General features: G+C 46.0%; 3 protein-coding genes. All 3 read right to left on the minus strand.

The window, feature by feature from the left end:
• Window position 1: 1 nt before the first annotated feature.
• The 3 genes from QFZ51_RS21000 to QFZ51_RS21010 are packed head-to-tail and all read right to left on the minus strand — an operon-like array spanning window position 2 to window position 14,765.
• A complete protein-coding gene (locus tag QFZ51_RS21000) occupies window positions 2–1,771 on the minus strand; it encodes a non-ribosomal peptide synthetase (RefSeq protein WP_429048579.1) in 1,770 nt (589 codons plus the stop codon).
• Window positions 1,772–1,781: 10 nt separating this feature from the next.
• On the minus strand, window positions 1,782–14,027 hold the full coding sequence (locus QFZ51_RS21005) for an amino acid adenylation domain-containing protein (RefSeq protein WP_429048581.1): 12,246 nt from the start codon (window positions 14,025–14,027) through the stop codon (window positions 1,782–1,784).
• A 6-nt stretch (window positions 14,028–14,033) separates the two neighbouring features.
• Window positions 14,034–14,765 (minus strand): aspartate/glutamate racemase family protein, encoded by a 732-nt coding sequence (locus tag QFZ51_RS21010; RefSeq protein ID WP_429048583.1) that lies wholly within the window; start codon window positions 14,763–14,765, stop codon window positions 14,034–14,036.
• Window positions 14,766–14,771: the final 6 nt, after the last annotated feature.

Genomic DNA, 14,771 nt, shown 5'->3' on the forward strand with positions numbered 1-14,771 from the left:
GCTAAAGTGTGAAGCTTTTCTCTGGAATTAGATTATCAATATGTTCCTCGTGTTTCTTTTTCAGCCATTCAATTCTCATCACCTCGTTACTGATTTCCCGGATGGTAGCCTTATCGAAGAAATCCTTCACTTTAATGATTACGTTAAATTCACGGTGTATCTGGGCCAACAGCTTCATGCCATTAAGACTATGGCCTCCCAGGGCAAAAAAGTTGTCTTCCATGCTGATTGTCTCTTTTCCCAACAGCTCCTGCCAGATATGGAGCAATCTTTCCTCTGTTTCATTGGCAGGTGACAGGTAAACATTTGCTGTAGTATGTGCAGGTTGCAGGCTTGCCTGAAGACTTTTCCTGTCGATTTTTCCGTTGGGCGTTAACGGAAATGCTGCTACTTGTTCAAAGCGGGCCGGTATCATAAATTCCGGGATCAGGCCGGAAAGATAAGTCCTGATAACCTCCGGATCGATGGGCTGTTTGCTGGTTATATAGGCCACCAAATGTTTATCGGCAGGCTTTCCGGTGGCAACTACTACCGCGATATCAATATCTATATGAGCCTGAAGCAGATTTTCCACTTCTCCCGGTTCTACGCGGTAGCCTCTGATCTTGACCTGATCATCTGCACGGCCCAGGAATCCGATATCTCCATCCGGCATCCACCAACCAACATCTCCCGTTCTATATAAAAGCGATCCCGGGGCGTAAGGATCCGGAATAAATTTTTCTGTTGTGATATCAGGCTTGTTCAGGTAGCCCTGAGCCAGCCCTGCCCCACCGATATATATTTCTCCGGAAACACCTGGCGCACATAACCTGAGTTCATGATCAAGGATCAGCATCCGGGTATTGGCCACAGGTTTCCCAATCAATATTGGTGTATCTTCCTCCAATTCCTTTACAGCACATCCTACCGTAGTTTCTGTAGGGCCATACTCATTATAAATCCGGATGTCTGGATTTATGTTCCTAAGTATTTTCACATGTTCCTGCTTCACTTCTTCTCCTCCAATAATAGCGCACTGCATGGAAGATGACTTAATAGACAGCTCCTTCAGAATATTGATATGGGCAGGTGTTAGTTTGATACTGCGTATACCGCTTGCTTTACTAAAGCTATGTTGAAAAATTTCCAGCATTTCTTCCTGATGACCATAAATATGTAGGGTAGCACCACTGGTAATTGAACAGAAAATGCTGGTCACCGTCAGGTCGAAAGATGTTGATGTAAACAGACCAAAGTTTGCCGGACACTTGTCTTTGAAATAATAATTATTGGCCCACTGTATATAATTGGCCAGGCTGGCATGTGTAATAGCGCACCCTTTGGGTTGTCCGGAGGAACCAGAGGTGTAAATAACATAGGCCAGGTTCCCGGGGTTACAAAACCGGCGGGATTCCCGCCCTGCTGATTCACCCTGTAGATATTGTTGTATTGTTTCTTCATCTATTACAAGCCTGCAATTTCCATCGTTGATGAGGTACTTTATACGCTCTTCCGGATATGCAGTATCAATTGGAAGATAGGCCGCACCTGCTTTCAGAACGCCCAGTATGGAGATGAGAACCCATTGGCTACGTTCCAGTTTCATACCAACCAGATCGCCCTTATCTACTTCGTACTTTTCCGCCAGGTAATCCGCGAATTTATTTGCCTCTTCATTCAGTACCTTATAGGATAAGCTACCTCCGTCAAAGGTGATCGCAGTATGATCCGGTATTTCCATCACCTTTGCTTCAAACATTTCTATCACCGTTGCATAAGGGAAGTTCACTTTTGTATCGTTAAATGTTTCCAGTAGCTGTTGTTTTTTCTATGATACTGAAAATATCTACCTCATCACTATTGACAGGCATGTTAGTCGCCAGCTGTTCTATTATGTGTAATAAATGCGACTTTACCTGTAGCATGAGCGATTCCGGATATACGCTGCTGTTATAGTTAAACAACAAATCTGTGGTATCGCCGGGATGAATAGTAAGCGTCAGGTCATAATTGGACCGGTCAAACTCTTCAGAAGACAGGAAACTTAAAGTGCTTGCCAGACTGTTTTTTTCAATATTATCTTTCAGAACAGATGCCACCGGGAAATTTTCGAATACAAGAATATGGTCGAACAGATTTCTTCCCAGTGTTGATTCTGCCTGCACGTCCGCCAATTGTACATAGTGGTGGCTGCTACACTCAGTTGCCAGCTGCTGAGTTCTTTCCAACAATGCAGTGGTGGCTTTATCCTTATCCAAACGAATACGTACCGGTACCGCATTGCTGAACAGGCCTATCATTTCTTCAATGCCTTCCAGACTGGCCGGACGGCCCGAAACAATGGTACCGAATACCACATCCCGTGAATTATTATACCTGCTAAGCAAAATCCCCCATGCGAGCTGGATAAACGTATTTTCTGTAACACCTGCTTCCGCACATACTTTCCTGACAGCCGTCATCAGCTCAGAATGCAACTGTAGCTTTTGTTTGCCACTCCGGTACGCCGCACCATATGTTTTCGTCTTGGGCAATGTGCTTATCGTATCATACCCAGCCAGGTAGCTCCGCCAATAGCGCATCGAGCTTTCCTTATTGATGGTGCCAAGCCATTTTATGTATTCCGCATAGGGATGTACCTTCTTCAGATCAGGTTGCACTCCGGCTTTCAGGCTATCGTACAACTGAAAGAATTCTTTTATAAGAATGCTGATGCACCAACCATCCATAATAATGTGGTGATGACTCCAGATAAATTCATACGTGTCATCTTCCATATCGAGGACTGTTAAACGCATTTGCGAGCCCTTGTTCAGGTTGAAACTCCTCGACCTGTCCTCTTCCTTGAAGCGACTCATAAAGCTTTCCGGATCCCCACTCACCTTTTCCAGGGCGAAGCTTTTATCTGTAATCCGGGTTACCACCTGAAGTATACGGTCATCTAAGTGCTGTATAAAATGTGTTCTTAATATTGCGTGACGTGATATAAGCGCGTAATAACATTGCTCAATGATATCCATATCCAGATGACCTTTCAGACGATAGCTCATCTGCTCAAAATAAGCCGGAGATCCTGGTGACGCTGCCCAGTGATAATATAACCCCTCCTGTAAAGGGCTGAGTGGATAGATATCTTCCAGAGAAATATCCTTTTCCAATTGCATAACCTGATCCACACTTAACCCATTGTAAGTAAGATCTACCGGTGTGAGCACGGTGGGTCTGTCGACAGACAGCTGATTGATCAGCAGGTCGAGATGATCACGGTAGCTTTTCAGCAACCTGTTCATCGTATCGGCAGTATATTGCTGCTCACTGTACCTGAGAGACATCTGTAAACATCCTTCTACCACCATACCGCTTACCTCCAGCAACACACCCCGCTCTCTGTCAACGGGCGTTTCTTCTCCGTGATAGTCACCCGAAAAAGTAAACAACGAGGTACCATCAGCCGCGTCTACACCTGATCCGAAGTCCCCCAGGTAATTGAAAGTAATCTCCGGTTCAAGCCTATATGGCCGCCGCCCCATATAACGTAGTACTCCATAACCAATCCCCTTCCCGGGTACACGATGCAGCACTTCCTTGACTGAAATCAGTTGACGAACCGGGTCTGCATGATATTGCATATCGAATATCACCGGATAGATAGTGGTAAACCACCCTACCGTACGGGTCACATCCACATCGCCCCCAATCTGTTCCCGACCATGCCCTTCCATGCGCACCGCCACCTCCGTGGCTGCAAAAACCTCATGCACCGCCAGGCTCAGGGCAGTCAGGAGAATATCGTTGATCTCTGTGCTATAGGTTTTATAACAGCGGGTTAACAAGCGTGTAGTCGTATCCGTAGATAGTACAAAGGAACAGGAAGCAATATCCTTTACCTGGTTGCTACCAGTCACATGGTCTACCGGAAGCCCCTTTACCTGCCTGGATGCAATCGCAGACCAGTAAGCTTCTTCTGCCTGCAGCGTTTCACTCACTGCAAATTCCTCCAGCTGTTGTTGCCAGTAATGGAAAGCATCTGTTTTCTGAGGCAGATCTGCATTAACCCCACTGATATATTGCTGATAAAGCGAAGATAGATCCTCGAATATAATACGCCATGATACCCCATCTATCACCAGGTGATGAGCTATCAGTAACAACCGGTCTTTAGCTCCTCCCTGGAACAATGCTACCCGGAACAGCGGGCCTTCTTCAAGGCTCACTCCGGATTGAAGCCGGTTGCAATCGGCCGCAAAGTCAGCATCATTTGTCCACTCATGCACTTCCAGTATATAGCCCTGCTGGCTACCCCTGTTTTCCTGCACCCATCCTGCTGCTGTATGCCGGTAAACCATCCTTAAGGCATCATGATGCAACAGGATGCGGTCCAGTGCCGCTTTCAACCCTGGCACGGATAACCGATCGCTGCTTTCCAGCAATACAGACTGATTATAATGATGCAGCGCAGATCCGGAGGATTCGAAGAACCATTGTTGTATCGGACTCAGAGAAATCTCACCGCTAATGATATCCTGTGAGGCCTGACGGGTAAGGGCTTTCACACAGCCCGACAACTCCGCAATAACCGGGTGTTGCATTACATCCTGGATGTTCAGCGAATAACCCCGTTGTTTCAGGCGGGCTACAATCTGGATAGACTTGATAGAATCTCCTCCCAGCATAAAGAAATCGTCATAAATGCCGATACCCTCTTTTTTAAGCACCTCGCTGAATACAGCAATCAGCTGTAACTCTGTTTCATTACGGCCCGCTGCGTAGATAACATTTGCCGGCCGGGCCATATCTTCAGGAGAGGGCAGTGCCTTCCTGTCTGTTTTTCCATTCACCGTTACCGGGAATTCCGGCAGGGAAATAAAATGATGCGGGATCATATACACGGGTAAATGCGCCCCCAGATAAGCACGGATAGCCTGCTCATCATGAGCACCTCCGGCAATATAGGCCACCAGTTCAGGCGGTCCTTCTTTACCCTGCCAAAGCAACACCACTGCGCCAGTCACACTATCATGCCCTTGCAGTACATGTTCTATTTCACCCGTTTCTATCCGGTAACCACGGATCTTCACCTGTGCATCCAGGCGGCCACTGAATTCAATGTTGCCATCTGGCAACCAGCGCCCTACATCACCGGTCCGGTATAAACGCTGCCCTTCATCAAAAGGATGCGGAATAAACCGTTCTGCTGTCAGCTCCTCCCGGTTTAAATAACCTTGTGCCAAACCTGCTCCTCCAATACAAATTTCTCCCCATACACCTATGGGCATCAATGCACGATCCCTTCCCAGAATATATAGCTGCGTGTTCGCAATCGGTTTTCCTATAGGAACACTATTGTATGGAATTTCGTCACCTTTTTCCACGCGGAATACCGTAGCGCATATGCTGGATTCCGCCGGACCATAGGCGTTAAAATAAGTACCGTATTCCAGGAACGCCAGCGCATCACCTTTGATAGCTGCCTCTCCGGCGGTAATCAGCCTGGTGAGACTGCCAATACCAGATAAATTCAACAGCTTTAGATAAGCAGGTGGAATGGTAGCGATGTTAATGGCGTTATCGGTGATATAAGCTTCCAACAGTGCGGGATTCCGCTTACTGTCTTCATCAATAATATACAAGGCGCCACCTGTGGACAACATCATAAATATTTCCCATACTGATGCATCAAAGGAAGGAGAAGCAAATTGTAATCCTCTTTCATTATCCTGTATATCGAAAGTAACCCGCTGTGAAAGAATCGTATTCACAATTGCATGATGTTCGATAACAACACCTTTGGGCGTACCGGTAGAACCGGAGGTATAAATTACATAGGCCGCCTGGTTTGCGCTGACCAGCGGTAAGCTGCCAACCAGAGGCTGGGCCATGGTGTCCAGTTGCAGGTCGATGGCGATAATCGCGCCGCCGTAATAATCCAGGTTGAAGATATGATCCGTTTCGGTAATCAACACGGGTACAGCGGCATCGCTGATAAGGAAAGATTTCCTTGCCTGCGGATACTCCGGATCAATCGGTACAAAGCAGCAACCTGCCTTCAGGATACCCAGGATGGTGATAATCATTTTTTCCGACCGGTTCAGCATCATCCCAATACGATCCCCAGGTTTCAGTGCATACTGTTGTTGCAGATAACCTGCCAGCCGGTCGGATTGCTCATCCAACTCCCGGTAACTGAGCTGCTTATCCATAAATATAACAGATGCGGCATCCGGAATGCGAATGGCCTGATCGCGGAAAAGACTTATCAGCGTACTTTCTGCAGGATACCTTACAGTAGTATTGTTAAACGTTTTTAATAATAACTGCTGCTCCTCTTTCCCGATATAATCAAGAGATACAACAGCGGTGTCTATGTCATTCAGCACGGCGTTCACAATACCCATCAGATGAGATTTCATACGTTCTATCTGACTGTCTTCGTACACATATTTATTGTAATCAAATTTGATCACAATGCTATCCCGTGCAATAACAGTGATCATCATGTCGTAGTTGGCGCGACCAAAAATACCACTGGATAATACGGAGAGTCCTCTTACACTTTCCATATTTTCCTCCACGGCTTCTACTACCGGATAATTTTCAAACACCAGCATATGATCCATCAGATTCCTTCCCAGGCTGCTGGCAGCCTGTATTTCCGCCAACTGCATGTAGTGATGATCCGCCCCTTCAATCCACATCTGTTGTACTTCTTTCAGTAAATTCCGGATGCTGGATGTTCTTTTAGGACGTATACGTACCGGTATCGCATTACTGAATAGACCTATCATTTCTTCCATTCCTTCCAGGTGCGCCGGACGCCCTGAAACAACCGTACCAAATACCACATCATCTGTATCGTTATACTTGCCCAGTAATATTCCCCAGACAGTTTGTATGAATGTACTTTCCGTTATGCCGGCAACGGTGCATAATTTTCTGATATCGGTTCTTATATCTCCGCTTATCAACAAACTTTGTTGTGTGCCCCGATACTTTATTTCCGGCGCTTTCATTCTGGGCAGCGTACTCACGGTATCATATCCCGATAGGTAATTACGCCAATAGTTCAGCGTATTGTTACTATTAATGCTATTCAGCCATTTAATGTATCCTGCGTAAGGGTATACCCTACCCAGCTCCGGCGCCACACCGGTTTTTAACCCTTCGTATATCTGGAAAAATTCTTTTACCAAAATACTCACACACCAGCCATCCATGATGATATGGTGATGGCTCCATACAAACTCATACATCTCTTCTCCCATATCAATTACCGTCAACCGCATCTGTGAGCCTTTATGAAGATCAAAACCCCGAAGGCGATCCTGCTCCCTGAATGCTTCCACAAAGCTTTCACCATCTCCTGCCGGTTCCAGAACGGAAAACCCTTCGCTTACTGATCGGGATACCACCTGTAACAGGCGCTCTCCAAAACGTTGCGTAAAATAGGTTCTCATCACCGCATGACGGGATACAAGCGTATAATAGCTTTGCTTTAATATCGCGATATCCAGCTTACCCTTCAGCCGGTAACTCATCTGTTCAAAATACATAGGGGAACCGGGAGTGGCCAGCCAGTGGTAATACAATCCTTCCTGGAAAGGACTCAGTGTATATACATCCTCCAGCATGGTTTCCCTTTGCAGTTCCATCACCTGCTCTACCTCCAGTTCCTTATAGGTAAGATCAACCGGCGTAAGCGTTGTTACGGTTGCTGCCGACAATTTATCCGTCAACACTTCGAGATGTTGTCTGAATGCAGTTGCCAGTCTGTCTATAGTAGCATGATTAAATTGTTCCCGGCTATAATCAATAGACAGCTTCATTCTTTCATCTGCTATCATGCCGGATACATCCAGCAGCAGATCACGCTCCATGTCCGCAGGTATTTCAACACCGCGGTAAACACCTGAGAAAGTAAAAGCTGAAACGGTTTGCTCTTTATTTAGCACAGCCCCGAAATCGCCCAGATAGTTAAAACCAATCTGTGGCTGTAATTTATATCCCTGTTCTGTCATATAACGCAATACCCCATAACCAATTCCTTTTGACGGTATGCGGTGCAACTTTTCTTTCACTGCAATCAGCTGACGCACCGGATCTTTGTGGTACCGCATATTAAAGACCACAGGATACATGGTTGTAAACCAACCAATAGTACGCGTTACATTTACCTCGTTGCCGATGTCTTCTCTGCCATGACCTTCCAGCCGCACCATAACATCATCTGTTTCAAACACTTCCTGTACAGCAAGGCTCAGCGCGGTCAACAGGATATCATTCATCTCCGCGCCACAGGCTTTATAACAGCTCACCTGCAAACGGCTCGTCATATCCTTGTCCAGCACAAAAGCGCAGGTGTCAATATCTTTTATTTGATTACTGCCCCCCACATTATCCAGCGGTAATCCTGCTACTGCTACCCCTTCAATAGCATCCCAGTAAGGCTGCTCTGACTTCAACACACTGCTCTTCGCATGTTCCTGCAACTGTTGCTGCCAGTATTGGAAACTATCTGTTTTAGCTGGAAGATCAGTAGAGATACCAGCCGCATATTCCTGGTAAAGAGAAGAAAGATCGTCAAGAAGAATACGCCATGATACAGCGTCTATCACCAGGTGATGGGCGACCAGTAACAACCGGTCTTTCCCAGTACCACGAAATAACCCCACCCGGAACAGCGGTCCCTTATCCAGGTCTGCACTGCGCTGAATACGATCACAACACGCGGCAAAAGAGACATCATCTGTCCAGTCAATGATCTCCAGCAGGTATGACTGCTCGCTACCTTTGTTCTCCTGCAGCCAGCCTGTGGCAGTGGGATGATATACCATCCGCAGCGCATCATGGTGAAGTAATATCTTATCCAGCGCTGCTTTCAGCGCGGGTACTGCTAAAGGCTCCCTGCTTTCCAGTAATACCGACTGATTATAATGATGCGGCGCTGCAACGGCCGTTTGAAAAAACCATTGTTGAACAGGACTGAGTGGAATGTGACCGGTGACCAGCTCCTGGCTGGCCTCACGACCCAATGTCCTGACGCAGAGAGACAGATCGGCGATCACCGGATGCTGCATCACATCCTGAATCGTGAGGATGAAACCCCGCTGCTTAAGACGGGATACAACCTGTATCGATTTGATTGAATCACCACCCAACATAAAGAAGTCGTCCTGCACACCAACCCCCTGCTTTCTCAGCACTTCTTCATAAACTGCAATCAGCTGTGCTTCTACTTCATTGCGCGCAGCGATATACTCACTTCCGGCTACCGTATTAGTCACTCCCGGAGCAGGCAAGGCTTTACGATCGGCTTTACCGTTAGTCGTCAATGGAATTTCCGGTATCGAAATAAATTGATGCGGGATCATGTAACCCGGCAGTTGTGTGAGCAGGTAAGCGCGTAGCTGCGGAATGTCGTGAGACTCTCCTGCCAGGTAGGCTACCAGTTCGTTTTCTCCATCCTCACCTGGCCATACTTTGACCACTGCCGCTGAAGTAAATTCTCCCTTTAACAGTGCATGTTCTATTTCTGCTGTTTCAATGCGGTAGCCACGTACCTTCACCTGCTCGTCCGTCCGGCCGGCATATGCTATTTCCCCGTTGGGCTGCCATCTGCCGGTATCTCCTGTTAAATAAAGACGTTCACCCTCCCGGTAAGGGTGAGGAATAAATTTCTCTTCTGTTAATTCTTTGCGGTTCAGATATCCTCTTGCCAACCCCGCACCCCCAATACATATTTCGCCATAAACACCCACCGGTACCAGCGACCGCTGACTATCAAGTATACATATTTCTGCTCCTGCGATCGGCCGCCCTATCAATATCTCCGTGTTCAACTCCAGTTCTTTCACCACGCAGCCTACAGTAGCCTCCGTAGGGCCATACTCGTTATACACCTTCATTTCCGGGTTCAACGCTTTCAGCGTGGACACATCATCTGGCATCACTGCTTCGCCGCCCACAATTACACACAAAACACGGGAAGATTCCAACGATAATCCCTTCAGCAAACGTACATGTGAAGGGGTCAGCTTCATACAATCTATCCCGCTGTCTTTCCCGAAGCTATCACGCAGAATATCTGTCACCGGTTGTTCCTGTCCGTAAATATGTAAGGTAGATCCATTGATCAGCGGGCTGAAAATACTGGTGACTGTCAGGTCGAACGACAACGAAGTAAATAATGCGAAATTGCCTTTCAGCCCATTGCCCAGGTAATGATGACAGGCCCACTGCACATAATGCGACAGGCTGCCATGCGTGATCTCACAACCCTTCGGCATTCCGGTAGATCCTGAGGTATAAAGCACATAAGCCAGGTGGTTCGACTGGGATGTCGTTTGAATGGCATATTGACCTGATTCAGCAATCGTTTCCAGTTGTGCGTCAATAGCAAAAAGACTTCCTTCAAAATAACTGATATCAAAAATGTAATCTGTTTGAGTAATCAGCGCTTTCAGCGCTGCATCCCTCATAATATATTCTTTACGTTTTTCGGGATAAGCCGGATCTATCGGTACGTAAACTGCTCCCGCTTTTAATATTCCCAATATGGCAATGATCATCTTTTCAGACCGGTCTAGCATAATACCGACACTTTCTCCCGGTTTCACCGCGCTCTCATTCGCCAAATAATCAGCCACGCGGTTGGAAGCGTCATTCAATTGCTGATAAGTAAAAGATTCCTGTTGGAACACAACGGCGATGGCGTCAGGAGACAACATTGCATTCTTTTCAAACAAAACATGTACGGGCTGGTAAGGAAATTGCACCTCGTATTCCTCATTAAATGCTGACAATAAAGTCTTTTCCTCACTGGCGGATAGATATTTAAGCTTACTCACCGCTACAAATGGCGCTGCTGTGGCAGCTTCCATCAATTGCAGGAAGTGGGTATACAACAGCAGAATTGTTTCTTTATTATATATATCTGTGTTATACTCAACAGACAAATAAATCTCTTTCTCTGTATTGGTGAACATAAAAGTCAGGTCAAATTTACTGACATGATGTTCCTCTTCCTCATATGGCGTTATCTCCAGATCGTTCTGTCCGATCTCTGCATTGATTTTACTTTTGGCTACAGTATCGTGCAGATCTACAAACACATCGAATAGCGGAGCACGGCTCATATCTCTCCTTAGCCTCAACTCATCTACCAGCTGATCAAACGGAAATGCTTCATGACGATAGGCATCAACGGTCACCTGCCTTACTTCCCGGAGCAACTCCGCAAAGGTACTGTCGCTACTGAACCTTGTTCTAAGCGGGAGAATATTCGTATAGAAACCGATTTGGTTTTCAAGATCTATATTACTTCTGGCGGCCACCGGGCAGCCAATAATAATATCACCCTGTGCGGTATAACGGTATAACAATGCATTAACAACAGCAAGCAATCCCATAAACAATGTATCACCCTGCTGTTGCAAAAACGTCTTGAATTTGTAGGCAAGTTCCGGCTCAATTACACCATAAATAATATCGCCATTGTAGGACTTAACGGCTGGCCGCGGCTTGTCTGCCGGAAGCTGCAGTACGGGAAGCGCTCCGCTGAATTGCTCCAGCCAGTAATTTCGATGTGTTTCAAGTGCTTCTCCTCTCAACTGTTCCTGCTGCCACGCTGCATAATCTTTATACTGAATGCGCAGCGCTGTTAAGTGTACTTCTCTGTTTAATACATGCGCATTGTAAAGGGCAAACAGTTCTTCCACCAAAATACGCATAGACCAGTCGTCACTTATAATATGATGCATGGTGTATATTAACGCGTGTCTGTCATCATCCAGCTGAAACAATACTGCACGTAAAAGCGGGCCCCGGGAAAGATCAAAGCGATGCAGGCTTTCTGCTCTGATAATTTTCTTTATGAGTGCTTCCTTATCTGCTTTATTCCGAAAATCGCTATAAGCGATCTTAAAATTAATATCTTCCGGTGAAAGGATAAACTGACGGATCTCGCCACCGTCCTGCTCACGAAAAACAGTTCTTAAACTTTCATGCCGCGTAATCAGCTGGTTAAATGCGTTCTCCAGTGCATCTCTGTTCAATGCTCCCTTAAGAATATACGCTCCCGGCATATTGTAGGCCATGTTACCATCTTCAAACTGACAAAGTACCCAAAGACGCCTTTGTGCAGAAGACAGCGCATAATGCGGTTGCACTGCTGCGGGCTGAATGGATACATACGAGGTATTCATGGTGGCAACAATAAAAGATGCCTGTTTTCTGATCGTATGTTCCGTGAAGATATCGGCTATCCGGATCGTGATATTGAATTGATTCTGTATCCTCGATACCAGCTGAATAGCGCGGAGGGAGTGACCACCCACACCAAAGAAAGAAATATTTCTACCAATTTTTTTGTACCCGAGAATTTCCTTCCAGAATTCGGACAGCTTTTCCTCTATCTCTCCTTCCGGCGCTTCAAAATCAATACCGCCCATAAGAATATCTTCCGGAACCGGTAGAGCCTTCTTATCTATTTTCCCGTTTACATTCAATGGAAATGCTTCCAGTCGAATAAAGTAAAAAGGAATAATCTGAGCATTGAGTCTGCGGGCTAGCAAGTAGCGGAAATCATCCACACTTTTCTCTATCCCGGTATAATAAGCAATCAGCGAAATAGAATTGTCGTCCGTCCGGTATGGTTTTACCACCGCCTGGTGCACATTATCCAATTCCAGTAGTGCTTTTTCTATTTCTATCAATTCAACACGGATACCATTTACTTTAACCTGGCTATCCAGGCGACCCAGTATTTCAATATGCCCATCGGAAAGATACCGGCCCAGGTCACCTGTTTTATAGACGATGTCTTTATCCTTTTGTGTTAAAGGGTTTTGTACGAAGCATTCCGCGGTAAGTGCTTCATTTTTATAGTATCCCTTGGTAGCGAAGGGTGTTTTGATATATATTTCTCCAATCTCACCCGCGTTACAGATATATCCATCTTTGATAATGGCAATATTGGTATTACTGATAGGACTTCCCACAGGGATGCCCTGAGAAGGATTCTCCGGTACCTGCCCTATTCTGTAGAAGGATTTGATCATGGTCGTTTCAGTGGGGCCATACAAATTCACCAACTGCACATGATCGCCTGCCAGCTTGCGCCATTCCAGGATATCCTTGGCATATAGCATCTCTCCGGCCATCAGCAGGTATTGCAGGTTACTAAGATCATATCGCCGTGCATCCGACCATTGCATTTCTTTTATGAACACCCGGAATAAGGAAGGTACGCAGTGAATAAGCGTGATCTTATTGTCAGATAACCATTGCAGCAGGCTGGCCGGATTTGTTTTTACATCGGCAGGCGGAATAAACAAAGTACCACCTGCAATAAGTGCAACAAAAATATCACGCAGGGAAGCATCAAAAGTGAATTGGGTCAATTGAGAAACCCTTACATCAGCCGTGATACCAAACTCTCCGATTTCCCAATGTATAAAATGACTCAGCCCTGCATGTGCTCCTTCAATACCTTTGGCGTTGCCGGTAGTTCCGGATGTATAAAAGATATAGTTACTATCATCTCCTTCTACCGTTAATGGCGGATTATCTTTCCAGGTCGGCTGTTCTTCAAAAGCCTGTGGTGTAATGCTGCCCTGCTCATATCTATAGATGCTGATATTGTTCTGCCCATCCACTATGATATAGTGCGCGGACGGTATTTCCAGTCGCTGCGCAATAGAAAGGAATGTATCCTGCAGGCCGGCATCTATGATGATGATCCCGTTAAACGTATCTTTAAATATCTGCAACAACCGCGCTTCAGCGAAATTGATATCAACAGGCAGATAAATACCTCCGCTTTTGAAAACACCAATCATGGCGGCGATCATCTGTATAGACGGAGGAACCAACACATTTACAATGGTCCCCTTCCCGCATCCGATATGTTTCAGCAAAGCGGATATTCTGTTCGCGAAAATATTCAGGTCGGAATAGGACATTTGCCCATCAGCTGTTTCAATGGCAATATTTGAGGGGTTGGTGTGTACCACTCCTTCAAAAACACTATGAATCAATTTCTTATTCATTTTAAGCTATTCAATGGTTATATAATTGGTACTGTAACAGTTTTCTACCGTTTTTCTTGCCAGTAAATCCAGTGTATCGATGAAACGGCCACCCTGCAGCATAGACGGCGCCCCCAGTGACACCTCTGTACATCCGCCGATCACTACATCTACATCTGCCGCCAGTATCTTTTCAAAAGCAAGATCCATAAGGGCTCTCGCTTCCATCGAAATATTGGCCGACTTGAAGCCGTCTTCCATATAAACTGCACGCATGAAGATTTCTTCCTGGTCAATTTTATTGAGCGTTATTACCTCAAAGCCTTCCTTATTCAGTACAGCATGAAACAGTCCTGCACTAATAGTACCGCTGGTAGCCAGCACACCTACTCTGGATGCGCCTGCAGAAGCTTCGCGCACTGCATCCGAAATCAGGTGAAGAGGATTTATAATCCTGGCATTCGTATAATGCTTGAACTGATCGTAGTAATAGTAAGAGGTAACACAAGCCATAGATATTACTTCCACACCGCTGCTATTAAACAGTTCAATGGATTTCAGAATATCATTTAAAGCCGAGGGGCCATTATATAGGATAGCCTTCGTTCTGTCAGGAATACAGGAATTATTATGGAAGATGATTTCCGGGAAATCCTGATCAGATGAAGCCGGCGAAAGATCTATGATCTTCTGTAAGAATAGTGCGCCGGCACGGGATCCCATTCCTCCTACTATTCCCAGTTTTTTTTTGTGAACCATAAGGAG

It is taken from the genome of Chitinophaga sp. W3I9, from assembly GCF_050434025.1.
In the GTDB taxonomy this organism is placed as follows: domain Bacteria; phylum Bacteroidota; class Bacteroidia; order Chitinophagales; family Chitinophagaceae; genus Chitinophaga.